Origin of the sequence: Halodesulfovibrio marinisediminis DSM 17456 (genome assembly GCF_900129975.1) — a bacterium.
Taxonomy (GTDB): domain Bacteria; phylum Desulfobacterota; class Desulfovibrionia; order Desulfovibrionales; family Desulfovibrionaceae; genus Halodesulfovibrio; species Halodesulfovibrio marinisediminis.
Genome location: NZ_FSRG01000009.1, coordinates 1 through 26868 on the forward strand (window position 1 = coordinate 1; position 26868 = coordinate 26868).

Below are 26868 nucleotides of genomic sequence, written 5' to 3' on the forward strand. Positions count from 1 at the left end.
AATCCGGTATATATATGTGATGTCACCATCACTTGGGGAGGGCATATTACCCTCTATAAAACATCCACCTAAGCAGATGTATAAGATCAAAATGGCGGGGATGGGAAGATTCGAACTCCCGACCAACTGGTTCGTAGCCAGGTACTCTATCCAACTGAGCTACATCCCCGCAGGGTCTCGGTGTCTAATTTAGTCTTCTAAACCGACCCGATATAAATTTGTGAAGTGACTTCCGTCACAGCGAGAGGGTGTATATGTTCAACCCTCAGCAAGGTCAAGCAGTTTTTGAAAAAAAGTTTTTTTAAAACCGTCTGCCTTTATGTTTTTAGCTGCGCCCCTTTTTTTTGGAAGAAAAACGCCTGTCAGAAAAACTGACAGGCAGTGTATTCGAATGGCGGGGATGGGAAGATTCGAACTCCCGACCAACTGGTTCGTAGCCAGGTACTCTATCCAACTGAGCTACATCCCCGCAAAAGGTGCGTTGCTAACAACGTGAGGAGGGTTATATGCAGCATTGTTCAACCAGTCAAGACGAAATTTAAAAAAACTTGAATGTTCTCTGAATAGTGGGTGAATCTATAGACCGTATATAATGATACATAGACGACCGTTTAGAGTGGGCGCTGTTATAATTGTATGTACATTCCTCTTTTTACGTTTTTTGTCTATTGCCTACAGCGGAAGAAGTGGGTAGGGGAACAATGCGTTTGTTGTGACTTACTTTGGAATTTACTTATATCGATGCCCTTGCCGATAATAAATACCGCAACAAGCGCGTACAATGCAGAAAGTGTTGTACACATTCGGCACCTGTTGCATGGTGCACTTGAAGAAACTGACTTTTATACAAAAGCGGTTTGTTATGAATCCGATATCTCATCTTGATTGTATGAAAAGTTGTGGTACAGTGTACCGCGAAATTCAATCATAATGAGTTATGAACTAGAGAATATTATGCTCGAGAGAAAAATCGAACAGGCTCGGAACGAGCTTAGACAGATCGCTGCGGAATACGGTGCAGACAACATTTCTGTGGCATGGACAGGCGGTAAAGACTCTACCGTAACCCTTCATTTATGGAAGGACATTCTGGCTGAACTGGGTGTTGAGCGCGTAACGGCACTGAATATCGATACCGGCTGTAAATTTCCGGAAGTTCTCCATCAGCGTGACTGCTTAGCGCAGGATTGGGGTATTGACCTGACAATCGTGCGCCCTGAAGTAGATATGGCTGATTATCCGGTAGCGCAGGATAAGGTAACCTGTTGTGCCGACCTTAAAGTTGAGCCGTTAAGTCGTGGCGTTCGGCAGCAGGATATTGAAGTCTTGTTGACCGGTATTCGCAAAGATGAGCATCCAGACAGGGACCGACCAATGCGTGAGCAAAGAGAGCGGCCCGACTGCCTTATGATGCATCCAGTTTTGAACTTTAGCGAAATGGATATTTGGGCGTACACTATGCAGTACAATTTGCCGTACTGCCCGTTGTACGATTCCGGCTACCGTTCTTTAGGCTGTGTACCTTGCACCAAGCCGTGTGGTGGACTTGGCAGCGAAGCAGGGGAACGTGCCGGACGTGATAGTGATAAAGAGGCAAAAATGGATATGTTGCGCAGCCTCGGATATTTTTAGATCCGGTCGCAGTATACGCCTTCCATAAAGGCTTCCAAAGCGTCATCCATTTCACGCAGGTATGCTGCAATGTCGCTTTTATCGCCGCAATGTGTACATTCCATGTACACATGCTGGCAGCTGCGTTTTACAGTAAGCGGTTTTTTGCATTTTTTGCATGGAATGGTTGTCTCTGCGCTTCGCTTCCAGCTGGAACCCCACATATATGATAACTCCTTATCAGACCTAACGTACGCCTTGGTCTGAATACTTGATGGTTGTTTTGCGAAAGACGCTGATACCGTATTATTTTTTCCACTGCAATTGACTTATGCGGGGAATTTGGCGTTAACAGTAATACAATATTCTACGGATATTGCTTTTTATAGCACATCATGCCAAACAAATGGCCTGACCATTTTGATGACAAACCTGCGTTGCATAACAAGACTGGTTCATCAAAACATGATACTCTGTACTACCAGTTACCATAAGGAGAATTCTGATGTTGTCTGAAAAAATGAATCAAGCGTTGAATGATCAGGTAAAATGGGAAATGTTTTCCAGCTACCTGTACCTCTCTATGTCCGCATACTTTGCAGACAAAGGCATGGGCGGTTTTGCACAGTGGATGCGTGCACAGGCTCAGGAAGAACTCTTCCACGCAACTAAGTTTTACGATTACATCAACGAGCGCGGCGGTCGTGTAATTCTTCAGCCAATCGAAGCACCTGATAACGATTGGGCTAACACTCTTGAAGTGTTTGAAGAAACCCTTAAGCACGAACAGCTCGTAACTTCTCGCATCAATGATCTTGTAAACCTTGCTATCGATGAGCGCGATCACGCAACTAACATCTTCCTTCAGTGGTTCGTTTCCGAACAGGTTGAAGAAGAAGATTCCGTAAATGACGTTCTCGGTAAACTCAAAATGATCGGCGGTGAAGGTCAGGGCATGCTTATGCTCGACTCTGAACTCGGCCAGCGCGTGTTTACTCCGCCTGTTGCAAAATAATTCAGTTCTTACAAAAAATCCCCGTGTGCGTGATGCATACGGGGATTTTTTTATGCAGAAGCTTGCTCTGCCAGTCGTGGTTCGAGTGAGGTTGTGCAGACTACCCGAAGTAGAGAGGCGAAATTTTTTGAGGGGTGATATCGTGAAGAATGGCAACAAATTCTGTATTCCAGCTCCTGCAACCCATGGGATTATGCTGCTTTTCTTTCTAAATATTCGATGATAGTTCGAGCAACTCGTTTTGAGTAATACGTTGCTTCAGCCACTGTTTTTGCTCCGGTGACCACGTCTCCTGAGGCAAAAAGACCTTCTTGAGTTGTACGTCCGTGGTCATCTGCAATGATGAGACCGCTAGTACCGATTTCGATTCCCTTAAGGTTGCTTCTTGGAGCTTGACTGACCGCAATAATTACAGAGTCTGCGTTAACTAGTTTTTCCGAATTTTCTATTGCTGTAACTCGTGCATTGCCTTTCTCGTCCAATTCTTTGCGTGTTTGAGCGCAGCGGATACCCGTATCAACAATTTCAACGGGTGAACGATAGAAGGAGAAGGTAACGCCCTCAGCTTTTGCAGACTCGTACTCATGTTTTGTTGCGGACATATCTTCTTCGCCTCGCCGATAGAGCATTGTAACTTCTTCCGCACCGTTCCGCATAGCCATTCGGGCAGCATCCATAGCAACGTTACCCGCGCCAATAACAGCTACTTTTTTCCCAAGATCATATGCCGCAGGAGTTTTAAGGTAGTTAATAGCATAGTGTACGTGCCCCAGAGTTTCCCCTTTTATGCGTAGCGGTTTAGGGTTCCATACACCGGTGCCAATAAAGACCGCGCTGTAGGCATCGTGTAATAAATCATCAAGGGTAATCACTGGTCCAATTAACATGTTTGGACGAAATTTTACACCCAGTTCCATGAGCTGTTTTCTGAGTTTTTCAAGTAACTCCTTTGGCAAGCGGAAATCTGGTATGCCGTACTGGAGCACGCCTCCGATCTTATCTTCAGATTCGAAGATAGTTATATCGTACCCATAGGAAGCAAGAATAAAAGCAACAGTAATGCCGGATGGTCCTGAACCAATAATGGCTATTTTATCTTTGTGACGCAACGTAGGTTTCTCTGGCTGAACGTGATCAAGATAGTGGGTTGAAATGTAATTTTCTATGGTGCTAATTTGAACAGGCTTACCCTTGCGTTTCAGCACACAATGTCCTTCACAGAAGTTTTCGTGCGGACAAATGGTTGAGCAGATAACAGAAAGAGGGTTGTTTTCAAAAAGCATTTTACCCGCCTCTTTCATTTTTCCTTCAAGGATAAGTTTGACCATGTCATTGATGGCGGTGTTATTTGGGCACCCTTGTCTGCAACGTGGTTTTTTACATTGAAGGCAACGCTGTGCTTCTTCAAGAATGTGTTTTTCCATTATGTATAAGCTCCTATGGTTGGCGGGCTTGGTATATTAGTTTTTTGTATTCAGAGCCTATCTAAAAATGAAAACGGGGTGAGCTGTTGTACTCACCCCGTTTAAAGCCGTTTACTAGCAGGCTATAGCGAAACTATTTGCCGTAGTATGCTTTTTTGAAGAGCTCTTTCATCTGTTCAACAGAGATTTTTCTTGGGTTGGTGCTGGTGCAAGGGTCGCCAACAGCGCCTTCAGCGATAATGTCGAGGTTTGCAAGGAAAGCTTCTTCCTCAACACCGAATTCCTGCAGGGAAGCAGGGATGTTGAGTGCACGGTTTAAGCCTTCTACAAAGTTTACAAGTGCATCAACACGCTCTTCAGTAGTGGAACCGGCAAGCCCGAGGCGTTTAGCGATGTCTGCATACTTTTCTCCAGCTTCTTCTGCGTTGAAGCGAATTGCAGCAGGGAGGTAGATTGCGTTAGCACAACCGTGAGGAATGCTGAACATTTTACCGGTCTTGTGTGCCATGCTGTGTACAATGCCCAAAATAGCGTTGGAGAAGGACATACCTGCGAGGCACTGGGAGAGGTGCATTTTTGCACGGGACTCTTCGCTGCCTTTGAAGGATTCAACAAGGTGTTCCTGAATCATCTCAATTGATTTCATAGCAAGCGCGTCAGTAAGTTCGTTTGCCATAATGGAAACATATGCTTCCAGAGAGTGGGTCAGGGCGTCCATACCGGTGTGAGCAACAAGGTGACCAGGCATGGTCTGTGCTAAGTTGCTGTCTACAATCGCCATGTCAGGAGTGATGTTGAAGTCCGCAATAGGGTACTTCAGCTCAGTCTCTTTGCTGGTGATGATAGAGAATGCAGTTACTTCGGTACCTGTACCGCTGGTGGTCGGGATAGCTACAAAGCGAGCTTTGCGACGAAGCTGCGGCAGGTTGAACGGAATTGCTGCTTCTTCAAAAGTGAATTCCGGAGCTTCATAGAAGATCCACATTGCCTTAGCAGCATCGATTGGGGAACCGCCACCAACGCCGATGATGAGGTCTGGCTGGAATTCGTTCATTTCAGCCACGCCTCGCATAACGGTTTCGTCAGAAGGGTCAGCTTCTACGCCTTCGAAAAGACGAGTTTCGATGCCAGCTTCTTTAAGGTAGCCTTCGATTTTTTCCAGACCACAGTTTCTTTTGATGGAGCCGCCACTGATAACAATAAATGCTTTGCTGCCATCAACGTTTTTAAGTTCTTCAATGGTGTTTTCACCAAAGTATACGTCTCTTGGAATAGTAAAACGAGCCATGTGTTTTTCTCCCTATTGTATAAATAGTATTGTATATTTAGTTAGATTTCTCTTTGTGCACACTCTGATGTAGAATGCGTTTTTTGGGCATATAATCTTGCTGCTTCTACAGTGGAGAGATAGGTCACTACAGAAGTATGCACAAAGAGAAATTGTATACGCATCCACCTTGGATACGCAGACGAGGTTGTATAAACAATATTTGCTTTTCCCTGTAAAGTAGGCACCTTTCGGTGTAGTAGTGTAGATTTGGGTACTGGTTTACAAAAAGTAACTACCCAAAAATATACCTCTAGGGGTGTCCAATAGTTGGAGAAAGTGCTATTAGCCTTTGTTCAGCATTCAAAAGCACAACATGCACGTTTCATTAAAAAAATACTCGCAATCTATTCATCTTACATGTTGATATGATTGTGGATTAGCATACATTCGCACAAGGAAATGCACATGCCTGAAGATAGAACACATAAAATTAGTTGCAGCAGTTACACATACGAATTGGAAGTCGCATTTGAGATTCTTTCCGGTAAATGGGTTCCCCAGATCATCTGGCATCTTTCGAAAGGGGAAAAGCGGTTCGGGCAGTTAAGAAAATTAATGCCGAAGGTGACGCAAAAAATGCTGACACAACAGCTGCGCAGTCTGGAAAAGAACGGCATCATTAACAGAAAAGCGTATCCGGAAGTTCCACCAGTTGTAGAATATTCTCTTACCGAGATAGGGGAAAAGCTTATTCCGTCATTTAACAGCCTTGATGAGTGGGCTGTAGAGTACTTGAAAGGTCGTGAAGGACAAGTGGAGTAATTTTATTCTTACAGAAAAATATACTGGTTGCCTGACTCAAAGGAACAGTCCGGTATCATACAGGCTTTCAACGTGCGGGCGGTGAAAAAGGCAAAGACTAACAAGAGAATGGTATAATTTCTTTTGCCAACAAAACTTATCTGTTATCGTGTAGACTATATAACCTACGACTTCAGTTTTTTCTCTGTATTGGAGGTTCTTTTGTCCACACTCGACAGAACGATAATTATCGCTGGAGCAGCTGGTCAGGGACTGGTTACTGTTGGCGAACTGCTCAGTAAAATTTTGACTCGTGCTGGGTATGAAGTTTTTGCCACTCAGTATTATATGTCTCGAATTCGCGGTGGTCATAACTCTTTCAGAATCCGAATCAGTGACACACCGAAGTTCGCGCCGGCTGATCAATGTGATCTCTTGTTTGCATTTAATCAGGATGCAGTCGCACAGTTTTTTGAAATGCTGCATGATGGCGGAACTATTATATTAAGCGATAAGCTTGATTCCATGAATAAACAATGCGTAAGCATTCCTTTCGATAGACTTGCCTCTAACCCTTTATATGAAAATGTTATTGCGCTTGGCGTACTGTGTTCCTTGCTCGGCTTGGATAGTGCGTTGCCTGAACAGTTGCTAAAGGAGCGCTTCGCCTCCAAGGGAGAGGCGGTCGTTAAAGAAAATATTGCGGCTCTTAAGGGTGCTTATGAGTGGAGCTTGGACCATACACACAAGTGTTCTCAGTTACCGTCAATGCATCTGCATCCAGAACGTATTCTCATTAATGGAAATACTAGTATTGCACTTGGTGCAATGGCGGCAGGGGTCCGTTTTTGTACGTTCTACCCAATGACACCGGGCTCATCTGTAGCACAGACGCTTATTAACCATTCTCAGGAAATGGGTGTGGTGGTTGAGCAGGTTGAAGATGAAATTGCCGCGTTGAATATGGCGCTTGGTGCATCCTATGCTGGTGCCCCTGTCATTGTTCCAACATCCGGTGGTGGATTTGCCCTTATGACAGAAGGTGTTAGTCTTGCGGGTGTTATGGAGCAGCCGATTGTAATCGTTGTTGCCCAACGTCCCGGTCCCGCAACCGGTATGCCTACTCGCACGGCCCAAGGGGATTTGCTGTTCACCATGTTCGGTGGGCACGGTGAGTTCCCGCGTATCATTTTGGCTCCAAGTTCTGTAGAAGAATGTTTTGAAATGGGACACCGTGCTATCAGCTGTGCTGAAAAGTATCAGACTCCGGTTATCATTCTTACAGACCAGTTTTTAGCGGATGGTCTGCAAAGTCTTGAAGCATACGACATGCATAAGCTTCCGAAGGTGTGTAAGCCGGATTACACAGATACTCACCCTGATGATTACAGACGGTATAATTTGACAAACAGCGGTATATCGCCACGAAGGCTCCCTGGATTCGGCAAGTCCATTGTGCTGGTAGATAGTCATGCGCATAACGAACGCGGTAACATTACGGAAAGCAAGCAGTTGCGTAATGCTATGGTAGAAAAAATGTTGCTGAAGGAATCTTGTATCCGCAAGGATGTTCTTCCACCGCGTTATTATGGCGCTGACCATCCTGACAGGCTGTTAATATGCTGGGGGTCCACAGTAGGGGCGGTACGCGACGCTGCTGAGATTATGAAAGAGCGTGGCGAAAAAGTCGCAGTACTAAGCTTTTCACAAGTGTGGCCGTTGGAGGTGGAGCAGTTTATGCCGTATTTGGAAAGCGCTAAAGAACGTGTATGCATTGAAGGAAACTCCAATGCCCAGTTTGCTTGGCTTCTTAAAGGGCTCACCTGCGTTCCTATTCAAAAGATAGTCAGCAGATACGACGGGCGTCCATTAACTGCGGGTTACATTATCAGTAATATGTACGAGGAGTAGGCGTAATGGGCGATATTAACGAGTACGGTAATTACAATGAAGCCTGGTGCCCCGGCTGCGGTAACTTCGATATTCTGCAAGCTCTGAAGCAGACCTTGGCTGAACTTGATATTCCGCCGCACAAAGCCGCGATCATTTCCGGTATCGGTCAAGCTGCAAAGATGCCGCACTATATAACTGCCAACGGTTTTAACGGGTTGCACGGCAGGGCACTCTCTGCGGCTCAGGCTGTAAAGATTGTTAATCCGGAGCTGACTGTTCTTGTAACAAGCGGGGATGGTTGTACATATGCCGAGGGCGGTAATCATTTTCTTGCTGCTATCAGGCGTAATGTGGATATGGTCGCAATTGTGCACGATAATCAGGTGTACGGACTTACTAAAGGACAGGCCAGCCCAACAACACAGGAAGGGCAGATCACCAAAGCGCAGCCATTTGGCGTAACAAATGCGCCATTCAATCCGGTGGGAGTCGCGGTTGTCATGCGTGCAAACTTTGTAGCCCGTGCTTTCTCAGGTAACGTGCCCCATTTGGTGGAAACGATTAAAGCAGCTATAGCGCATCCGGGCTTCGCTCTCGTGGATGTGCTTCAACCGTGTGTTTCTTTCAACAAGGTGAACACCTTTGGTTGGTACAAAAAACGCTGCTACGAGTTAGGTGAAGATTACGATCCGACAAACAGAGAGAAAGCGATTCAAAAAGCTGATGAGTTCAGCGATAAGATTCCGATTGGAGTTTTGTACACTAATAATCGTCCAGCCTATGGCGGACATTTACCGAAAGATCTTACCTATCCGCTCGGTACTGAAATGGTAGACAGTGAGGCTTTCGATCAGGTCGTGAAGAAGTATTCTTAAGTCTGTCGTCGGAAGGACGGTGGTATATAGTTGATATAAGCAAGAGCTGCTTTCCATGCGGAGGCAGCTTTTTTTCTGGCTCTGTTTACGAAGTCGCTGGAACATAATAAGTCAGGCAATGCCTCTACAGCTCATATCTATTTGTCAATTCAGGTCTTTTTGACTTTACTTAATCTGAGTTATAGCACAGTAAACGTCAGTAAAAACCTGTCTTATGAGATCTTACATGCCTACGATTAGCTTTGAAAACGTAGGTTACCGATAAAAACAAATTATCGTTGAAAGGAGCGCCTAAAGTGACTGCTCAGGATGTTATTAAAAAGTTTAATCTAAGCCCGTTACCCGAAGAGGGCGGGTATTTTAGAGTAACGTACAGAGCCTCTGGGAGTATTCCTGCCAGTGCATTGCCGGATTTAGGTGGTGACAGGCAGTATTCATCATGCATTTACTATCTTATCACCCCTGAACAATTTTCCGGCCTCCATGCTGTAAAGTCCGCAGAGATTTTCCACTTCTATGCTGGCGATCCAGTTCAAATGGTGCAGATTAATGCCAATGGCGAACTGCATACATGTGTTCTTGGCTCTGATCTGGAAAAAGATCACTCACCTCAGGTCGTTGTTCAGCCTAACGTCTGGCAAGGCACAAAATTACTTTCTGGCGGAGCATGGGCGCTACTGGGATGCACTGTCTCTCCTGGCTTCGAATATGAAGATTTCATTAACGGAACTTTCGATGAGTTGTCGAAAACATTTCCTCAACACAAAGAACTCATCCGCGAATATACGCATATGTAGAAATCTACTTCATATGTTATGATGTGCATTGTTGTTAAGACTAGGAGTCCATTTAATGCTGTTACAATAGTACGTAATGGAGACAACTATGCACGTATTGTTTTCCCGTATTCTGACAAGTATTGTTACCGTCTTATCTTTTATTCTAGTAGCATTCAGCACATACTCGTTAGCCGCGATATCAGTACACGTAACGTCTGATGGGCATGATGTTTCCGATGCAAAAGTTGAGCTTTGGCAAGCTGTTCCAGCTGGGAAACCTGTTTTTTTAGAAAAAGCTACCTCAGATAAGCAGGGGAAAGTTGCGTTTAATGCCCATTCCGCAACGTCAAACCAGCCGCTATACCTCATAAGTGCTGGTGGAAAAATCAAAAATGATTCGGTTCCTAATTTAAGCTTATTTGCGATTATCCCTATTCCTGCTCCTTCATCAGTTATTCTTAATGAATTAACAACTATTGGATCGTTATGGCCGAATGCCCAGCAGTTTGCTTTAAAAGAAGGGCTTCAAGGAACTGCCAACGGGCTTGTTATTGGTTCATCTCAGGTTGATAATTTGATAAATGTTTCAACGGGCTATTTTAGCAAAGTAGCTTTAAATTCTGCTAACTTGACCCAATCTGAAACTGTTGCACGAATGAATACGCTGGGTGCTCTAGTTTCACTTTGCGGAGCGAATAGCCATAAAGGTCTTTGTAACGAATTTTTGGCTATTAATTCCTCTTCTTCTACATTGGAGTCTTTACTTAAAATTGCCAAGGCTCCTTATCTTCAAACTCAAAATTATTTTTCGCTATTCGATAAAGCGTTTCCTTACCCTAAAGGGGAACAACGACGAGATGTTAACTTTCTTCCTTACTTAAGCTTTGTTCCAGACGACTTTTCGCTACAAATCAAGTTTACCGGAGGAGGAATCTATTCTCCGGGAAGAATGATGTTTGATAATAGAGCCAATCTTTGGAGCGGGCAAAATTGGATGCCAGGTTCTCAATCTGGACTGATTAGTTCAATTGGTGGAGGAGTTGTTCGTCTTGGGCCGGATGGTTCTCCCATTTCTCCTGCGATTACAGGCTATAATGGGCAGGGGCTTGATGGTGTTGGTTGGGGCACTACTGTTTCAAACGATAAAGTATGGATTTCAACATTCAATAAAAAAGTAGGGGTGTTTGATTTAGATGGAAAACCTCTCGGGCCAGCAAAAGTAGACGGAAAGGTGGGAATGCTACAAGGGCTTGCAACATCTCCAAATGGTGATGTTTGGATTTGTGACAACCAGCTAAATCAAATGCTTAAATTCCCAAATGGTGATCACAATCGGGGGGAAGTCGTTAACGTTTCAGGTTTACAAAGACCTTTTGCCGTTGCTGTTGATAATAATAACGTGGTTTGGGTGACAAATTCAGCGTCCATGACTGTAACTCGCTTCCCTGCAGATAGTCCTTCTGAAGCAAAACAAATCAAAGTGGGAGTTGCTCCTCGTGGGTTAGCTGTTGATTCCCTTGGCAACGTTTGGGTCGCAGCAAATCTTTCTCCGGGATATCCATTGCCAAAAATACCAAAAGGGGCTGGAATTTTGGAGGAGTTCAAGATTTCAATAGAGAATATCCTTGCACATGAGAAGCAAGTTCCGGTTACAGGGAATGTGACAATGATCAGTCCCGAAGGGAAAGTGCTGAAGTCGGACCTGCTTAATGGGAAAATTAATGGAGGATGGGGCGTCAGTATTGATGGAGACGACACTGTGTTTGTTTCAAATTTTTTGGGAACCGGATTTATGCATATGTGTGGTGCTAAAGAAGATGTTTGCCCACAAGGGGTATCTAGCGGTGATTTAATTCATTATTACCGTAGCGGCCTCATGGAAGAAGTGACTGATACGATGATTGATGAGGCAGGCAATGTATGGGTCGCAAATAACTGGAATGTGATTAGTGCACTGCTTGATGAAAATCCTGATCGCCGAACTTCAACGATGGGGGGAGGGGACGGAATTGTGGTTATCTACGGTATAGCAAAGCCGGTACTCAATCCTCTGATTGGTGCGGTCCGACCTGTTTCTAGATAGGAGCAGCAGAGACTGGCTTTTGGTACCAGCTTACTTATAGATGATGTGGTGTAGATTGCCCATCCGTCAGATGATTTGACAACCATTCATAATACCCTCACAAAAGAGAAAATATGAGGTCATTATGAGCAGTGTAATTAAACGATTAGTTTCTCTTTTTATATCTCCGACACAGCCTGATACTGATAGCTCGGTTCAGAAAATCGGTCGTGGTGCATATGCGGTTACCATTTCGTCTGATTTTAAGGAAGTAGGTAATCTTTCCGTTAATATTCCGTTAAGTTCGGACGTAAGTGGTCGTTTCCCCCGTGGCACCATGCATTCAAAAGTATATACCAACGGGCAGGCTGTTCTTTTTATTCAACGCATGTCTTCTCCGTCATCAAATTACCATTTTAAACTGCTTGAGGGCGAAAAAGTCACTGAGTGGGGTAAGGATTGGCGCAAAAACATTTACAAGATGAATGTAGCTGATACGACGAACGAATTTGATAACTACAACTACTTCATCAAGGAAAATGGCTTGCCTGAAAGTTTGAACTACCTTGTTGAAATGTATGATTATCGCGTCAGTCCGACTAGTGTGCTCCGTGTTCTAGCTTTGACTCCTGATGAAGCCGCAGATTTTCCGGCAGTACCTGAGGCAAGCGAACGATACTGGGTTGAGAATAAAAACTAATTTCCACTCGTTGTTTTCGTTGCTGCTCCTTTGCCTGCAATCTTAAGGGTAGCCTTTTCATGCAGGGCAGTTGCGGCGGGCAATATATCCATTCCTTCCTTTTTTATTTGGGCTATACTGGTCGTAACCTTTTTTATGATGCCAGTTGTCGTTGTAAAAACGAAAGGAAGGGTGCGTATGCCAACCTATATTGAACGCAGAGAAAAAACAGATACAGCGCTCCTTGAAACCCTTGTTGAAAGTCTGGGGGTGCTGCTGGATTTACGATTATTCAATACCTTAGAGACGATGCTGACAGATGAAGTTACGGTGGATTATACTTCGCTGTTCGGTGGTGAACCGCATACGGCATCACCTAAGGACGTCATCTATCGCTGGAAAGAGTCTCTATGCGGGTTCGATGCAACACGACATAAGTTGGAAAACATAAGAGTGGAACTTAAAGGGCAGGAAGCCACAGTTAAAGCAGACGCAACAGCAATCTACTTTTTGCATGAGCACATTTGGGAAGGCAAAGGGAAGTATGTGTTTGGTTGTCGCTTCACTGCGGAAGGTTGGAAGGTAAGAAGTCTGCAATTTGATTTCAAAAGTGAAAAAGGAACCCGTGATATTCTCGAACAAGCTTGGGCGCTTGCAGAGAAAAAGGGAAAATGTGATATGAGCAAATAAAGTGGAGTGCGATTTGTTCCACAGACATTTCAATGCAAAAAAAGCGTGAGCCTTAAGCCCACGCTTTTTTATTTCATATCGGAAAACTCACGCCTACTTGTCGCCAAGAATCTGCGTGCCGATGCCGCTGTCTGTAAAGAGTTCCAGCAGTACGGAGTTTTCTACACGTCCGTCGAGGATGGTTGCTCGTCCTACGCCATCGTTTATGGCTTCGAGGCAGCATTTTACTTTCGGGATCATGCCGCCCTGAAGTGTACCGTCTTCGAAGAGTGCGAGAGTTTCTTTGATTGTCAGTTCTTCAAGCAGGTTTTTGTCCGCATCAAGGATACCGGCAACGTCTGTAAGCAGCAGGAGCCGCTTGGCTTGCAGTGCGCCTGCGACAGCACCTGCTACGGAGTCTGCGTTGATGTTGTAGGTGTTTCCTTCATCATCCACGCCAACTGGGGCGATTACCGGAGTGTAGCCTTCAGAAAGAAGACCTTTCAGCAGACCAACTTCAACGCCCACAACTTCGCCAACCTTACCGAGATCAATGATCTCCGGTGTTTTGTTCTGATTGTCGATAACCATTTGCAGCTTGCGAGCGCGAAGGAGTGTGCCGTCTTTACCGGAAAGCCCGACAGCTTTGCAGTCTGACAAGTTCAGCTTGTTTACAATCTCTTTGTTTACTTTGCCTACGAGCACCATTTCTACAACGTCCATGGTTGCGTCGTCAGTTACGCGATGTCCTTCGCGGAACTGGCAGGTGATGTTGAGTGCTTCAAGCATCTTACCAATCTGAGGACCGCCGCCGTGTACGATAACCGGCCTTAATCCTACGTACTTTAAAAGAGCGATGTTCTGAGCAAATGCACGACCCAGCTCTTCGTCCTTCATTGCGTGGCCACCGTATTTAATGACCACAATTTCACCATGAAACTTTTTAATATACGGAAGAGATTCAATAAGAATGCGTGATGTAAGCTGTGCTTTAGCGTAGTCTTTCATGTACGTAGTTCCTGCTGCGGAGGGATGCCCCGCATGTATATTAGAGAATGTAGCGACTCAGGTCTCTATCCTCGCGAACATCTTCTAAGTGCTTTTCTACAAATGCACGGTCGATAACAATTTCTTCACCGGAACGGTCTGGAGCTTCAAAAGAGATGTCGCTCAGAATTTTTTCCATGATGGTGTAGAGACGACGCGCGCCGATATTTTCTGTTTCCTGGTTGGTCATTTCTGCAAAAGATGCAATTTCTTCCAGACCATCCTCGGCAAAGGTGATGGTTACACCTTCAGTAGCCAGAAGCGCAGTGTACTGAATAGTAAGAGCGTTGTGAGGCTCTTTAAGAATTCGTAAGAACTCTTCTTTACCCAGTGCGGTCAGTTCTGCACGCAGCGGGAAACGACCCTGCAACTCTGGAATAAGGTCTGCTGGCTTGGAGTGGTGGAATGCACCCGCACCAATGAACAGAATGTGGTCAGTTTTGACCATACCGTATTTAGTATTAACAACGCTGCCTTCAACAATCGGGAGCAGGTCGCGCTGAACACCTTCGCGGGAGATGTCTGCACTTTTGCCGCCGTGCTGAGAGCTGGCAACTTTGTCGATTTCATCGATAAAGATAATACCGGACTGTTCAACACGTTCTTTTGCCAGTTCTGTGACTTTCTCTTCATCAACAAGGCGTGCTGCTTCTTCTTCAATCAAAAGCGGCAGTGCATCGCCAATCTTCATGCGTTTTTTCTTTTTCTTAGCAGGGAAAGCTTTGCTGAAGAGATCTTTAAATTGGCTGCCCATGTCTTCCATGCCTGGCATTGCCATTACTTCGATACCCTGAGGAGCAATTTCAAGCTCCATTTCTACTTCACGGTCATCAAGCTTACCTTCGCGGAACATTTTACGCATTTTCTCGCGGGTAGAGCTTGCTTTGTCAGTTTCCGGAGTAGGAGTGTCAAAGGTGGTAATCGGGTCATGGATAGGCTTTGGTGCAGAACCCGGAAGAAGCAGGTCGAGAAGACGTTCTTCTGCATTGGTTTCTGCCTGAGCACGAACGCGAGTAGTTTCTTCGTCGCGTACAAGAGCTACGCCCAGTTCCATCAGGTCGCGAACCATAGACTCAACGTCACGGCCAACATACCCGACTTCTGTGAACTTGGTTGCCTCTACTTTTACAAACGGGGAAGCAGAAAGCTTCGCAAGACGGCGGGCAATCTCAGTTTTACCAACGCCAGTAGGGCCCATCATGATAATATTCTTTGGTGCAATCTCGTCACGAAGGGACGGATCAATCTGCTGGCGGCGCCAGCGGTTACGCATAGCAACTGCGACCATGCGCTTCGCACCATGCTGTCCAATAATGTATTTATCCAGTTCGGATACAATTTCACGTGGTGTAAGCACGTTTCAATCTCCTGATTAATATGGGGCAATAACGGGCTATACTAACAAGCCGCTTATTAATTGCCAATCTCAAATTAGATGTTAGTTCAGTTGGCTTAGGCCTTTTTGATATTTGTCTCCGACGGCTGGGGGAAACCTTGTTGAAACAAGGTTCTCCCCCAGACCCCCTTCCAAAAACTTTTAATAGCGAATCTAATCCGTTTTTTATGTCGTTGGAGAGCTTAATGATTGCTACCTATCGGTTATGTCCAACAAACTTGAGTATAAGACATAAATTCGTGTTAGCAATAGAAGGGTAGTCCCCTTGCGGCTACCAGCGAATAAAGGAACGGGAGTTCTTCGCTCCTAAAAGTTTTTGGAGAGTCCAGAGGACATTGTTTCAACAGCGGTAGCTGTTCTCGAGGTACGAGAGATTACAGATAGCGACAGTGAAACAGGTTCTTTGGCCGCCGGAGGCAAGCGTCGCAGACTCGCCGAAGGCATCCCGCTGATAAGCGTCGCCAGAAGGCAACAAGGTCCTGTGATTAAAACAGAAAAAGGGCACCGGAAGGTGCCCTTTTATCGTTAGGGTTTTATTTTTCCAGAGTCATGGTTCTAAACATAATCTGTTGCTGACGAACGATTTTGAGGAGCATGGCTCCGCGTTTTTCGCCTTGTGTTTTCAGAATTTTTTGGAACTCTTTGACTGTATTTACAGGAGTAAGGTTTGCTTCGAGGATAACGTCACCTGCGTGAAGTTCTGCGCGTGATGCAGGACTTTCTGGGGCTACGTTAGTAATCAGCAGACCTTTTATGTCTTTAATACCGAGGCTTCGTGCGGCATCAACATTGAGAGGAGTGATGGTGAGGCCGAGATCTTTAATATCAGTGTCTGGAGCTGGTTGACCCTTCTCAGAAGGCTGCTTTTGACCTTCGGCACCACGCTCACCGAGTTTTACGTTGATGGTGATGTTTTTGTCCTTACGGAATACGGTGAACTTCGCAGTGGTACCCGGTGCGAGTGCGGATACAACGCGGATAAGCTCTGTAGAGTCGGCAACCGGTTCGCCATTAACCGCTAAGATGATGTCACCTTCGAGAAGACCGGCTTTTGCAGCTGGTTCCCCCGGTACAACTTGAGCGATAAACGCGCCTTCAGCCTCATTGAGACCAAGAGCCTGTGCCATGTTAGGGTCTACGTTGGTGATGGAAACACCAATCCAACCGCGACGGATTTTTTTGTCTGACTTAAGCTTGGTAATGATATCTTTAACGGTTGAGCTTGGAATGGCAAAGCCGATGCCCTGACCGTGTGCGATGATGGCAGTGTTGATGCCGATTACTTCGCCTTTGAGGTTAAGAAGCGGACCACCGGAGTTACCAGGGTTAATAGATGCGTCTGTCTGTAGGAAGTTGTCGTAAGGGTTGTTGCTGATGTTACGACCGAGCGCACTGACAATACCGCTGGTAACGGTGTGGTCGAGACCGAATGGGTTACCGATTGCGAGAACCCACTGTCCGACTTCTACCTTGGAGAAATCTGCGAGTTCAAGGGTAGGAAGATCGCGTTTGGTTTCGATTTTTAACAGCGCAAGGTCGGTTAACGGGTCGGTACCGACAATTTTTGCCTCGTAGGACTCGTAGTCTCCGTTGTCATCCAGAATGTTTACTCTAATTTTGTCTGCACCATCCACAACGTGGTTATTTGTTGCGATGTAGCCGTCCTTAGAGAGGATGAAACCGGAACCGAGTGAACGTTGGGGTTCCGGATTAGGACGACGCTGACCGTCTTTGAAGTAGCGTTCGAACTGTTTGAAGAAGTCATCGAACGGGGTGCGTGGTCCATTTTCGTCGAAGAATTTTGGCATGCCCGGCTTTTGTTGTGGAATTACCACCTTTTTCTGGGTGCTGATGTTAACAACAGCAGGGCCTGCTTTTTTAGCTAACTCAGTAAAGTTAGGTAAATCCGCCAGTGCAGGGAGAGTTGTTAGTGTAAAAACTAATACAAAAATAGGAAGAAAAAATAGCCTGTTACGAATCGTCATTATTCAAATTCTCCTAAATGCTCAGGTGGGCACTCTATCCGTGCGGTATGAATAGCACATACCGCCCATTTACATAATAATTATTCAGCCATTGTAAACGAAAAAAAGTATAAGAGATGGTTATTTTTTATGCAGAAAAACTTGAATTTGGTAAAATTTGGGTAAAAAAAAGGATCAGTTTCACCTGATCCTTTTTAATGAGCATGTGCATCAACAGATTATTTTTTCTTTTTAAGCGCGTCCTGCAGCAGGGAACCTAAAGAGCCGAAGCTGGTCTGTGGTTCTGCTTTAGCAGTTTTGGTTTTGCGATGCGCTTTCCAGGAAGTGTCTTCAGAGGCTTCAACGCCTTTAGGAGCAAGAGTAATCTTACGCTCAGCAGTGCGGAGCTGAGATACGGTTACTTCTACTTTGTCGCCGGATTTAACGGCGTCAAGGTTTGCTGCTTTGTCAGCTTTAGCCATCAGAGATTTCGGCATAAGACCGGTAATGCCCGGAGCAATGTTAATAAACAGACCGAAATCAGAAGAAGACTCTACGGTACCTTCAACTTCAGTACCTGCAGGGAAACGTTCTTCAACGTCTGCCCATGGATCGCCTTCAGCATCACGCATGCTGAGGGAGATACGGCGGGAACTTAAGTCGATGGACTTAACTTTAACAGAAACGGTGTCGCCAACTGCAACAACGTCTTCTGGTTTGTGAACACGTTTGGTGTAAGACATTTCAGAAACGTGTACCAAACCGTCGATGCCAGGGAGCACTTCAACAAACGCACCGAATGGAGTGAGGCGAACAACTTTGCCTTCGCGCACTTCACCAGCGGTAAGTTCTGATTCAACACGGGTCCAAGGGTTTTCCTGAACCTGTTTAGCAGAAAGGGAAATGCGGAGCTGACCTTTTTTGTCGGTTTCTACGTTGAGCAGTTTAACGCGCAGTTTGTCACCAACGGATACAGCTTCGTCTGCCTGAGCAATGCGGGACCAAGACAGTTCGGAAACGTGGATGAGACCCTCAACGCCAGCAGCAAGTTCTGCAAATGCGCCAAAGTTAGTAAGGCGGGTAACGGTAACGTCAACGAGGTCGCCTTCATTAACGGTTTTGAGGAATTCATCACGTGCAGCCTGCTGTTCCTGTTCGAGCAGAGCACGACGGGAAACAACAATGTTACGGCCGCGCTGTTCAAATTTGATGATAGCAAAGGAGAATGTCTGACCAACATACTCTTCTGGATTTTCAACAAATTTGGTGTCGATCTGGCTTACTGGACAGAATACGCGACGTTTGGAAACTTCAACATCAAAGCCGCCCTTACGGGTAGCGAGAACTTTACCTTCTACAGGAAGTTTTGCGTTGAATGCTTCTTCGAGCATAGCTGCGCCAGCAGGACCGCTGATAGCTTTAGAAAGATGGATTGCATCAGCTTTAACTGCAGTAACGTAGAGTTCTACGGTGTCGCCTTCAGCAACGGTAAGCTCACCTTCTTCGCCGAGGAATTCAGCACGATCAGCAATGCCGTCGATTTTTGCTCCAACGTCGACAAAGAGGTTATCACCGGACATACCGATGATTGGGCCGGAAACTTTGTCGCCAACAGACAGAGCTTTGTCAGCGCCAGTGTAGGCTTCCAGCATTTCTTCAAAATTTTCCATTGTGCCGTTCTGACGGCTATCTTCGGAACCGGTCATCCAGTTCTCCTTGAAAGAGGGGGTTAGATGGTTGATGCACAATACGCTTTGGGCGCTATATCGTTCATTTGTTTTATATACAAGTGAGAAAACGTACCTAGCGCCACGAAATTATGAATGCCTAAATGAACGCACGCTGGTTTTATGCTGAAAACATTCATTTTCTGCGGATAAAAACAAAAAGTAACAACCTAGCACGAAAGCTTATTTTTTTAGGTAACACTGCATATATTAACAGTATGCATTTACTAAGTTGATTCATTTTGTATCATCTGGCATGATATGTGTCTTATATCATACATTAGGAGTTTTACCATGGCAAAAGCTAAAGCACGTCATATTCTCGTAGATTCCGAGGATACCTGTAAGGAACTTAAGGCACGTATCGATGGCGGAGAAGATTTTGCCGCGATCGCAAAAGAGTACTCCAAGTGCCCATCCGGTCGTCGTGGCGGAGAACTCGGTGAATTCTTCCCAGGTCAGATGGTTCCAGAATTCGACACCGTATGCTTTAACGAAGCAGTAGGTGTTGTACACGGCCCTGTTAAGACTCAGTTTGGTTACCATCTCGTGGAAGTGACTGAACGTCAGGACTAGGACGTTACTAAAAAAAAGTAAGTGATACTTACAGTGTCGCACAAAGCAGGATACTCTGCCTAGATTATCTTGTTAATTTTTGCCCCGTTTTGTTGCTGCAACAGAACGGGGCTTTTTTTGTGGGCAAGTTTCTGTTGGTCTGATTGATAACTTAGAGTTTTGTATGTGGATGAATAGAGTGGGGGATGTCAGTAGCGTACGAAAAAGAGACGTGCCGACTGAACTACATTCTAGGAATGGGATAACTCTATTATGGGGAAACTGGTGCTCGTTGATGATGTTCTGTCAGTACAATGCTCGTGAGGGAAAAATATAAAAAGTAGTAGGTCGTGGATACGTCCTAGATGTGTAGTACAGCAATAAGACAAAGGGGTAGGTGTGGAGTGTGCTGTGACGCTATTGCTTCTTGGTATGGCGCTGCATGGATATGTCTTAAAAATTATTGGTGATTACAACTTTTTTAGGTGCATTTAATTGGGCAAGGTGCTGTGTTCTTTTTTTGATAAAAATACTTTTTTTAAAGTATGTTAGTTTGCATTTGTGAAGGTCGGTTGGTGCTTAAGAATAAACATTGTTGGGACTTAAGGGTGAAAAATGCACAAAATCCGTTTGACAGGTTCTGTAAATTCTTCTTAAGAAAAATTCGCGACATGTGAAATGTCGACATTTTATATGTCTCAAGTCTGTAATTATAATTAGACGGTTGGCGAATGAGTCATGCCGTTTTTGAATGCATCTATGCACAGTGAGTACTTGCAGATGTACTCAAGCAGGCAGCAGGTTAAGGTTTTGCGAGGATTCGAAACCTAGCGCTTTACAGTCTATGTCCGGTCTCGAAGGTGAGTTTCGAGTTCGGTGCCACCAACATTGACTGGAGCAGGTAGCTGGATTTTTGAAGGCTCGTAGAATCAACAAGTTTTGGCGCTATTAACCAGTCAATATACGTTAATAGCGTTTGTCAGTGTCCTTTAGTGAATTATGTCCGAAGCCGCTTGTTTTGCATGTTGATCCTATGATGGCAGATGTGAATAAGTGGTGGGTGTAACTAAATCTAACAGATTGTTTAAAAGAGAATTATCATGAATCTCGCTAAATTTGCTCGTCGTGGCTACGTGTCTTCCCCAACTCCGCTTGAAGCAGTTCCTGCGTTTTCTGAAGCGCTTGGCGGTAAAGTAAATATCTTCATCAAACGTGATGACCTTCTCCCAGGTACCTCTGGTGGTAACAAAACTCGTAAGCTCGACTTTAGCATGGCAGATGCTATCGCAAAAGGTGCTGATACTATTATTACTTGTGGTGCTGTTCAGTCTAACCACTGCCGTCTTACCCTCGCATGGGCTGTTAAAGAAGGCATGGACTGCCACCTTGTTCTCGAAGAGCGCGTAGAAGGCAGCTATAAGCCAGAAGGTTCTGGTAACAACTTCCTCTTCAACCTCCTTGGCGTGAAGAGCACCAAAGTTGTAGCTGGTGGTTCTGACATGATGGCTGAAATGGAAAAAGTTGCTGAAGCACTTCGTGCTGAAGGCAAAAAGCCGTACATCATCCCTGGTGGTGCTTCTAACGCAATCGGTGCTCTCGGCTATGTTTCTTGTGCTCAGGAACTTCAGCAGCAGCTTTTCGATATGAAACTTAAAGTTGATCACGTCGTAGTTCCTTCCGGTAGTGCTGGTACTCACGCTGGTATGGCTATCGGTATGTATGCAAACAACACCGGTATTCCTGTGTCCGGCATTAACGTAAGCCGTCCTAAAGATGTTCAGGAAGCTCATGTTTACAAGCTCGTTGAGCAGACCGTTGAGCTCATCGGCGACATCAAAGGCGGCGTACCAAGCGACGCTATCGAGTGTTTCGATTCTTATGTTGGACCTGGCTACTCCCTTCCAACCGACTCTATGATTGAAGCTGTTAAACTTCTTGCTCAGACCGAAGGTATCCTGCTTGACCCAGTATACTCCGGTAAAGCAATGGCTGGTCTTATCGACCTTGTTCGTAAAGGCCACTTCCCAGAAGGCTCAAACGTAGTGTTCTTACATACTGGTGGTTCACCAGCTCTGTACGCATACCTTGATACCTTCAAATAGAAAGTATTGTTCTTGATGCCGTGCGGAGCTCGTGGACTCCGCACGGCTTTTTTTTAATAACATTCTGATATGTTCAGCAATGGCAGTATGATGAGACACTGATTTTGCTGTGCTGCAAATGGAGGAAGTATGGGAAATGATGTAACTGAAAAGAAGCTGGATCTATATGGCGGTGTGTGGGGTGGGCTTGTTCCCTTAGCTGTATTGATTGTAGGGCTGATCTGGCTTTCTGTAGCTGAGCGCGGTGGCACAAAGCCTTTCTGGGCTTGTGCATGGCTTGCTCTCGTTGCCGGTCTTTTCTTTGCAAAGAATAAACATGAATACTGTCAGGCGGCTATGCGCGGTATTGGCGATTCTACAGGTATCGTAATTATTACCGCATGGTTGTTTGCAGGTGTATTTGGTAAATTGATGGTAGCTGGCGGCCTTGTTAAAGGCTTGCTCTGGCTTGGTATGACCACCGGTGCGCAGGGTGGTTTGTTCACGCTGGTTGTTTTCATAGCTGCAATGTTGTTTGCCCTTGGCACAGGCACAAGCACAGGAACATGTATTGCTTTGACTCCGGTTCTGTATCCCGCTGGTTATTTCCTGGGTGCGGATCCGGCTCTTCTTGCAACCGCAATCCTTTCTGGTGCTGCATTTGGTGATAACCTTGCACCGATTTCTGATACGACAATTGTTTCCGCGTACACGCAGGGCGCAACGATGCAGGATGTTGTCCGAAGCAGGTTCCCGCTGGCAATAAGTGCTGCAACTATTGCCGGTATGATCTTCCTGTTCTTTGGCGGTGGCGGTACAGTTCAGTCTTTGCCTCAAATTCAGGCTCAGATGAGTCCTACTGGCGCATTCATGCTTATTGCATTGGTAATAGTAGTTGTTTCAGCGTTAAGTGGTCGTCACATCATTGAATCGTTAATTTATGGTAACATCGCCGCTGCAGTTATCGGTGTTACAATCGGCAACATAACTCTGGCAGATATTTTCCACATCCCAGCTGAACGTGGCATATCTACAGGTATTATCCAGAATGGCATCAATAGCGTTGTGGGTGCTGCATTCTTTGCTATCCTGATTCTTGCTGTGACTCAGATTCTTGTTGAAACCGGCATCATGAAGAATATCTTATCTTTCGCAGAAAAATTTATGATCGGTACAGTGCGACAGGCAGAACTGTCCATTATCGGTGTAACAATTCTTGCTTCAATTCCGATTTCAGCAAACGCTCCAGCGTTGCTTCTGGTTGGTCCAAGTCTTGTAAAACCTATTGGTCACCGTTTTAAACTGGCACCTGCTCGTAGAGCTAACTTGATGGACTGTGCTGTATGTACAGCCTTCTTCATCCTTCCATGGCATATCGTGGTTGCTGCTTGGTATGCAGCAGTTATTTCCTCTTCAGAAGCATTTGGCATTGCGGCACCTCCGATTACTGCAGCACTTTGTAACCCTTATTCATGGGCTCTTTTTGCGGTGCTGTTGTTCTCTGCATTTACCGGATGGAATAGAGCATACGAAAAAGAAGAAGCTGAAGAAGGTAGTTTGATTGAGGCTGAAGCCGGAGTGAACAAGGTTGCGTAGCATCAGTGTAATATAATATGAATTCATAAAAACCAGGCTGAAGGGCATACTTTCAGTCTGGTTTTTTTATGGCTTTCTTATGGTTAGTGAGAGCATAACGATGGTTGAATATATAAAATCCGTATAAGTTTCTGTGATTAGATATTGTTCAGATGATTGAGTAAAAAAAATCCTTTTTTATAGAATGTTATGTGAATGCATATTCCAGTAGAGTGCCACTTTTTTGGCGTTCATTAGAATGAAGTTAGAAAAGTTCGAAAAATGTATTTGACAAGCTCTGTAAATTCTTTTTAAGACGATTTCACGCCATATGAAATGTCGACATTTTACATGTCGCAACTCGGCATACAAAATTAAACCAGTTAGACTGGAGACAACATGTCTACAAAAAACGTAATTTTTACCGAGAAATTGCCTGCAGCTGTTGGGCCTTATTCTCAAGCTATCGAGTCTGACGGCTTTGTATTCGCATCCGGCATGCTTCCGATCGACCCTGCAACCGGAAACATGCGCGAAGGTACCATCGCTGACAGAGCGCATCAGGCTCTCACAAATATTAAGGCTGTAGCAGAAGCTGCTGGCTGCACCCTCGATGATATTGTGAAAACAACCGTATTTCTTACCGACGTTAACGACTTTAAAGAAGTTAATGCCGTTTACGCAGAGTACTTTAACGAACCTTTCCCGGCTCGTAGTGCTTTTCAGGTAGCTGCTCTTCCTCTGGGTGCAGATATCGAAATTGAAGTTATTTTCCGCAAAAAAAACTAACTATCTTTAAAAGAGAAAAATCATGAATCTCGCAAAATTTGCTCGTCGTGGCTACGTATCTTCCCCAACTCCGCTCGAAGCTGTTCCTGCTTTTTCTGAGGCACTCGGCGGTAAGGTAAACATCTTCATCAAACGTGATGACCTTCTCCCAGGTACTTCTGGTGGTAACAAAACTCGTAAGCTCGACTTCAGCATGGCTGACGCAATCGAGAACGGTGCTGACACCATCATTACTTGTGGTGCTGTTCAGTCTAACCACTGCCGTCTTACCCTCGCATGGGCTGTTAAAGAAGGCATGGACTGCCACCTCGTTCTCGAAGAGCGCGTAGAAGGCAGCTACAAGCCAGAAGGCTCCGGTAACAACTTCCTCTTCAACCTTCTCGGCGTGAAGAGCACCAAAGTTGTAGCTGGTGGTTCTGACATGATGGCAGAAATGGAAAAAGTTGCTGAAGCACTCCGTGCTGAAGGTAAAAAGCCTTACATTATTCCTGGTGGCGCATCTAACTCTATTGGTGCTCTCGGTTACGTTTCTTGTGCTCAGGAACTCCAGCAGCAGATCTTCGACATGCAGCTTAAAGTTGATCACGTTGTTGTTCCTTCCGGTAGCGCTGGTACCCACGCAGGTATGGCTATCGGTATGTACGCAACTAACTCCGGTATCCCAGTATCCGGTATCAACGTAAGCCGTACCAAAGACGTTCAGGAAGCTCACGTTTACAAGCTTGTTGAGCAGACCGTTGAACTCATCGGTGACATCAAAGGTGGCGTACCTAGCGAAGCAATCGAGTGTTTCGATTCTTACGTTGGACCGGGTTACTCCCTCCCAACCGATTCCATGATCGAAGCTGTTAAACTTCTTGCTCAGACCGAAGGTATCCTGCTTGACCCAGTATACTCCGGTAAAGCAATGGCTGGCCTTATCGACCTCGTTCGTAAAGGTCATTTCCCTGAAGGTTCAAACGTAGTATTCTTACACACTGGTGGTTCTCCAGCGTTGTACGCATACCTCGATACCTTCAAATAGAAAGTATTGTGATTATGCCGTGCGAAGCTCGTGGACTTCGCACGGCTTTTTATAAGTAACCAATCCTAGTGAGGAGAGAAGTATGAGAAATGTTAGAGTGATGATTATTGCGCTTGTTGCTGTTCTTATGATTGGCGCAACATCTGCTTTTGCAGCACCAAAGGTTATCAAACTCGCTCACCCGAACGTACCTCAGCACCCAATGGGTATGGCGTTTGAAAAGTTCAAACAGCTTGTTGAAGAACGTTCTAACGGTAAGTACAAGGTTGATATTTATGACAGTTCTAAGTTCGGTAACTTTGACAGCGTAGTACAGGGCCTCCAGCTTAACATGCTGCAGATGGGTTCTGCTGCTACCCCGAACCTTGCACCGTTCTCTGATGAGTTCCTTATCTTTGACCTTCCGTTCCTGTTCCCATCCTACGAAGCTGCAGACAAAATTACCGACGGTCCTATCGGTATGAATGCTACCAAAGCTCTTGAGCCTTCCGGTATCGTAGGTCTTGGTTACATTGAAATTGGTTTCCGTAACCTCTGGAACAACCAGAAGCCAGTTAAGACTCTTGAAGATGCGAAAAACCTTAAAATTCGTTCCACTCCATCCAAAGCGCACATTGCTACTCTTCGTGCACTTGGTATGAACCCTACTCCAGTATCTTGGGGCGAAGTTTACACCGCACTTCAGCAGAAAACCGTTGATGGTATCGACATCGACCTCAACCTTGCTTGGCACAATAACTTCCCAGAAGTTAACAACAACGTTACCATTGTTAACAGCCTTTACAGCCCGCACCTTGTAATGATTTCTAAACGCTTCCTCGACAGCCTTAACGCAGAAGATAAAGCAATGATTCTTGCTGCATTCGAGGAAACTAAACTGTACGAACGTAAACTCATTCGTGACGGTGAAAAAGAGATTCTTGCTAAGCTCGCTGATAAAGGTGTTACTGTTGTAAAACTCACTCCAGAAGAGCGCGCTCGCTGGGCTGCTGCATCTGCACCAGTATACAAAGAGTTTGAAGATCGCATCGGTAAAGAACTTATCGAAAAAGCGAAAGCAACAGTAGCAGAATAAAGTACTTGGTTCTGTCGGCCGGATTAACCGGCCGACAGTCTTAAGGAGAGTGCATGTCTCAAAAAGGAAAATCGCTTTTGGCCCGTTTCGAAGAAATCTTTTCATCTTCATGTCTTATCGTGATGACTGTGCTTATCGCTGTTCAGGTTTTTTCTCGATACGTTCTTGAATATTCATTCGAGTGGTCAGAAGAGTTAGCCCGTTACTTGTTTATCTGGGCTGTATATGTTGGCTGTAGTTATGCGACAAAGGAAGATAAACACCTTGAGGTTACTATTTTCCGTACTATAGCAGGTGGCCGTCTCGCCAAACCGGTTACACTTTTATCCTACGCGTTTACAGCAGTGTTCTGCTTCGCCTGTGCATGGTGGGGTTACGAAATGATTCAGTTCCTCGTAACTACCGGCCAGAAAACTCCCGCACTTGAAATTAAAATGTACTGGGTGTTCCTGAGCCTTCCATTTGGTATGCTTCTCATGGGCTTGCGTACTATTGAAAGAATGATCGGCATAGTAACTGGTAAAATCGATCCAGTTCCTTCAGCAGAAGTATAAAGG

At 45.3% G+C, this 26868-nt stretch carries 23 protein-coding genes and 2 tRNA genes; 16 read left to right on the top strand and 9 right to left on the bottom strand.

Features of this window, described 5'->3' with window-relative positions; genetic code table 11:
- Window positions 1–92: 92 nt before the first annotated feature.
- Together BUR09_RS15920 and BUR09_RS15925 are read right to left on the bottom strand one after the other, a co-directional pair.
- Window positions 93–169 (bottom strand) — tRNA-Arg (locus BUR09_RS15920).
- A 223-nt stretch (window positions 170–392) separates the two neighbouring features.
- Window positions 393–469 (bottom strand) — tRNA-Arg (locus BUR09_RS15925).
- A 485-nt stretch (window positions 470–954) separates the two neighbouring features.
- On the opposite strand from BUR09_RS15925, the gene BUR09_RS15930 reads away from it, so the two are divergent.
- Window positions 955–1632, top strand: coding sequence for a phosphoadenosine phosphosulfate reductase family protein (locus tag BUR09_RS15930; RefSeq protein WP_084539531.1), 678 nt, complete (start codon window positions 955–957; stop codon window positions 1630–1632).
- Here BUR09_RS15930 and BUR09_RS15935 read toward each other — a convergent pair.
- Window positions 1629–1835 carry a dual CXXC motif small (seleno)protein gene (locus BUR09_RS15935; protein WP_074217944.1) on the bottom strand — a complete coding sequence of 69 codons (207 nt, stop codon included), beginning with the start codon at window positions 1833–1835 and terminating at the stop codon, window positions 1629–1631. The genes BUR09_RS15930 and BUR09_RS15935 overlap by 4 nt on opposite strands.
- A gap of 281 nt (window positions 1836–2116) precedes the next feature.
- On the opposite strand from BUR09_RS15935, the gene BUR09_RS15940 reads away from it, so the two are divergent.
- The gene (locus BUR09_RS15940) at window positions 2117–2626 is read left to right on the top strand and encodes a ferritin (RefSeq protein WP_074217945.1); all 510 of its coding nucleotides are present in this window, start codon (window positions 2117–2119) and stop codon (window positions 2624–2626) included.
- Between the two features lie 191 nt (window positions 2627–2817).
- On the opposite strand, the gene BUR09_RS15945 is transcribed toward BUR09_RS15940, so the two are convergent.
- Window positions 2818–4050, bottom strand: a complete 1233-nt coding sequence (locus BUR09_RS15945) for an NAD(P)-dependent oxidoreductase (RefSeq protein WP_074217946.1) — start codon at window positions 4048–4050, stop codon at window positions 2818–2820.
- 133 nt (window positions 4051–4183) lie between these two features.
- Window positions 4184–5338: an iron-containing alcohol dehydrogenase gene (locus BUR09_RS15950; protein WP_074217947.1), complete on the bottom strand. Its 1155-nt coding sequence runs from the start codon at window positions 5336–5338 to the stop codon at window positions 4184–4186.
- A 447-nt stretch (window positions 5339–5785) separates the two neighbouring features.
- On the opposite strand from BUR09_RS15950, the gene BUR09_RS15955 reads away from it, so the two are divergent.
- The 7 genes from BUR09_RS15955 to BUR09_RS15985 all read left to right on the top strand — a co-directional run bounded on the left by BUR09_RS15955 (window position 5786) and on the right by BUR09_RS15985 (window position 13099).
- The gene (locus BUR09_RS15955; protein WP_074217948.1) at window positions 5786–6142 is read left to right on the top strand and encodes a winged helix-turn-helix transcriptional regulator; all 357 of its coding nucleotides are present in this window, start codon (window positions 5786–5788) and stop codon (window positions 6140–6142) included.
- Window positions 6143–6343: 201 nt separating this feature from the next.
- Window positions 6344–8032 (top strand): 2-oxoacid:acceptor oxidoreductase subunit alpha, encoded by a 1689-nt coding sequence (locus BUR09_RS15960; protein ID WP_074217949.1) that lies wholly within the window; start codon window positions 6344–6346, stop codon window positions 8030–8032.
- 5 nt (window positions 8033–8037) lie between these two features.
- Window positions 8038–8889, top strand: a complete 852-nt coding sequence (locus BUR09_RS15965; protein ID WP_074217950.1) for a 2-oxoacid:ferredoxin oxidoreductase subunit beta — start codon at window positions 8038–8040, stop codon at window positions 8887–8889.
- 296 nt (window positions 8890–9185) lie between these two features.
- Complete coding sequence (locus tag BUR09_RS15970; RefSeq protein WP_074217951.1) at window positions 9186–9686, top strand: cupin domain-containing protein; 501 nt, start codon at window positions 9186–9188, stop codon at window positions 9684–9686.
- A gap of 88 nt (window positions 9687–9774) precedes the next feature.
- A complete protein-coding gene (locus tag BUR09_RS15975) occupies window positions 9775–11751 on the top strand; it encodes an NHL repeat-containing protein (protein WP_217694189.1) in 1977 nt (658 codons plus the stop codon).
- 124 nt (window positions 11752–11875) lie between these two features.
- Window positions 11876–12430 (top strand): hypothetical protein, encoded by a 555-nt coding sequence (locus BUR09_RS15980; protein ID WP_074217953.1) that lies wholly within the window; start codon window positions 11876–11878, stop codon window positions 12428–12430.
- 177 nt (window positions 12431–12607) lie between these two features.
- On the top strand, window positions 12608–13099 hold the full coding sequence (locus BUR09_RS15985; protein ID WP_074217954.1) for a nuclear transport factor 2 family protein: 492 nt from the start codon (window positions 12608–12610) through the stop codon (window positions 13097–13099).
- Between the two features lie 93 nt (window positions 13100–13192).
- Here BUR09_RS15985 and argB read toward each other — a convergent pair whose 3' ends face one another.
- From argB to BUR09_RS16010, 4 genes are all read right to left on the bottom strand, one after another.
- On the bottom strand, window positions 13193–14086 hold the full coding sequence (argB, locus tag BUR09_RS15990; RefSeq protein ID WP_074217955.1) for an acetylglutamate kinase: 894 nt from the start codon (window positions 14084–14086) through the stop codon (window positions 13193–13195).
- A 40-nt stretch (window positions 14087–14126) separates the two neighbouring features.
- Window positions 14127–15482 carry an ATP-dependent protease ATPase subunit HslU gene (gene hslU / locus BUR09_RS15995; RefSeq protein WP_074217956.1) on the bottom strand — a complete coding sequence of 452 codons (1356 nt, stop codon included), beginning with the start codon at window positions 15480–15482 and terminating at the stop codon, window positions 14127–14129.
- A 572-nt stretch (window positions 15483–16054) separates the two neighbouring features.
- The gene (locus BUR09_RS16005) at window positions 16055–17506 is read right to left on the bottom strand and encodes a DegQ family serine endoprotease (protein ID WP_074217958.1); all 1452 of its coding nucleotides are present in this window, start codon (window positions 17504–17506) and stop codon (window positions 16055–16057) included.
- A 218-nt stretch (window positions 17507–17724) separates the two neighbouring features.
- Window positions 17725–19191, bottom strand: a complete 1467-nt coding sequence (locus tag BUR09_RS16010; protein ID WP_074217959.1) for a 30S ribosomal protein S1 — start codon at window positions 19189–19191, stop codon at window positions 17725–17727.
- Window positions 19192–19506: 315 nt separating this feature from the next.
- Between BUR09_RS16010 and BUR09_RS16015 the strand changes: the two genes are divergently transcribed.
- From BUR09_RS16015 to BUR09_RS16045, 7 genes are all read left to right on the top strand, one after another.
- On the top strand, window positions 19507–19788 hold the full coding sequence (locus tag BUR09_RS16015; RefSeq protein ID WP_074217960.1) for a peptidylprolyl isomerase: 282 nt from the start codon (window positions 19507–19509) through the stop codon (window positions 19786–19788).
- A gap of 1079 nt (window positions 19789–20867) precedes the next feature.
- Window positions 20868–21869 (top strand): D-cysteate sulfo-lyase, encoded by a 1002-nt coding sequence (gene cuyA, locus BUR09_RS16020; RefSeq protein WP_074217961.1) that lies wholly within the window; start codon window positions 20868–20870, stop codon window positions 21867–21869.
- A 129-nt stretch (window positions 21870–21998) separates the two neighbouring features.
- Window positions 21999–23444 carry a Na+/H+ antiporter NhaC family protein gene (locus BUR09_RS16025; RefSeq protein ID WP_074217962.1) on the top strand — a complete coding sequence of 482 codons (1446 nt, stop codon included), beginning with the start codon at window positions 21999–22001 and terminating at the stop codon, window positions 23442–23444.
- A gap of 378 nt (window positions 23445–23822) precedes the next feature.
- Complete coding sequence (locus tag BUR09_RS16030) at window positions 23823–24212, top strand: RidA family protein (protein WP_074217963.1); 390 nt, start codon at window positions 23823–23825, stop codon at window positions 24210–24212.
- Between the two features lie 22 nt (window positions 24213–24234).
- Window positions 24235–25236: a D-cysteate sulfo-lyase gene (gene cuyA / locus BUR09_RS16035; protein WP_074217964.1), complete on the top strand. Its 1002-nt coding sequence runs from the start codon at window positions 24235–24237 to the stop codon at window positions 25234–25236.
- An 82-nt stretch (window positions 25237–25318) separates the two neighbouring features.
- The gene (locus tag BUR09_RS16040) at window positions 25319–26311 is read left to right on the top strand and encodes a TRAP transporter substrate-binding protein (RefSeq protein ID WP_074217965.1); all 993 of its coding nucleotides are present in this window, start codon (window positions 25319–25321) and stop codon (window positions 26309–26311) included.
- Window positions 26312–26364: 53 nt separating this feature from the next.
- Complete coding sequence (locus BUR09_RS16045; protein ID WP_074217966.1) at window positions 26365–26865, top strand: TRAP transporter small permease; 501 nt, start codon at window positions 26365–26367, stop codon at window positions 26863–26865.
- The last annotated feature ends 3 nt before the right edge of the window (window positions 26866–26868 follow it).

Excerpts from the sequence above, each read along its gene's own strand:
- BUR09_RS15930 (WP_084539531.1), top strand. The coding sequence starts at position 955 with ATGCTCGAGAGAAAAATCGAACAGGCTCGGAACGAGCTTAGACAGATC.
- BUR09_RS15935 (WP_074217944.1), bottom strand. The coding sequence starts at position 1,835 with ATGTGGGGTTCCAGCTGGAAGCGAAGCGCAGAGACAACCATTCCATGC.
- BUR09_RS15940 (WP_074217945.1), top strand. The coding sequence starts at position 2,117 with ATGTTGTCTGAAAAAATGAATCAAGCGTTGAATGATCAGGTAAAATGG.
- BUR09_RS15945 (WP_074217946.1), bottom strand. The coding sequence starts at position 4,050 with ATGGAAAAACACATTCTTGAAGAAGCACAGCGTTGCCTTCAATGTAAA.
- BUR09_RS15950 (WP_074217947.1), bottom strand. The coding sequence starts at position 5,338 with ATGGCTCGTTTTACTATTCCAAGAGACGTATACTTTGGTGAAAACACC.
- BUR09_RS15955 (WP_074217948.1), top strand. The coding sequence starts at position 5,786 with ATGCCTGAAGATAGAACACATAAAATTAGTTGCAGCAGTTACACATAC.
- BUR09_RS15965 (WP_074217950.1), top strand. The coding sequence starts at position 8,038 with ATGGGCGATATTAACGAGTACGGTAATTACAATGAAGCCTGGTGCCCC.
- BUR09_RS15975 (WP_217694189.1), top strand. The coding sequence starts at position 9,775 with ATGCACGTATTGTTTTCCCGTATTCTGACAAGTATTGTTACCGTCTTA.
- BUR09_RS15980 (WP_074217953.1), top strand. The coding sequence starts at position 11,876 with ATGAGCAGTGTAATTAAACGATTAGTTTCTCTTTTTATATCTCCGACA.
- BUR09_RS15985 (WP_074217954.1), top strand. The coding sequence starts at position 12,608 with ATGCCAACCTATATTGAACGCAGAGAAAAAACAGATACAGCGCTCCTT.
- argB (WP_074217955.1), bottom strand. The coding sequence starts at position 14,086 with ATGAAAGACTACGCTAAAGCACAGCTTACATCACGCATTCTTATTGAA.
- BUR09_RS16005 (WP_074217958.1), bottom strand. The coding sequence starts at position 17,506 with ATGACGATTCGTAACAGGCTATTTTTTCTTCCTATTTTTGTATTAGTT.
- BUR09_RS16010 (WP_074217959.1), bottom strand. The coding sequence starts at position 19,191 with ATGACCGGTTCCGAAGATAGCCGTCAGAACGGCACAATGGAAAATTTT.
- BUR09_RS16015 (WP_074217960.1), top strand. The coding sequence starts at position 19,507 with ATGGCAAAAGCTAAAGCACGTCATATTCTCGTAGATTCCGAGGATACC.
- cuyA (WP_074217961.1), top strand. The coding sequence starts at position 20,868 with ATGAATCTCGCTAAATTTGCTCGTCGTGGCTACGTGTCTTCCCCAACT.
- BUR09_RS16025 (WP_074217962.1), top strand. The coding sequence starts at position 21,999 with ATGGGAAATGATGTAACTGAAAAGAAGCTGGATCTATATGGCGGTGTG.
- BUR09_RS16030 (WP_074217963.1), top strand. The coding sequence starts at position 23,823 with ATGTCTACAAAAAACGTAATTTTTACCGAGAAATTGCCTGCAGCTGTT.
- cuyA (WP_074217964.1), top strand. The coding sequence starts at position 24,235 with ATGAATCTCGCAAAATTTGCTCGTCGTGGCTACGTATCTTCCCCAACT.
- BUR09_RS16040 (WP_074217965.1), top strand. The coding sequence starts at position 25,319 with ATGAGAAATGTTAGAGTGATGATTATTGCGCTTGTTGCTGTTCTTATG.
- BUR09_RS16045 (WP_074217966.1), top strand. The coding sequence starts at position 26,365 with ATGTCTCAAAAAGGAAAATCGCTTTTGGCCCGTTTCGAAGAAATCTTT.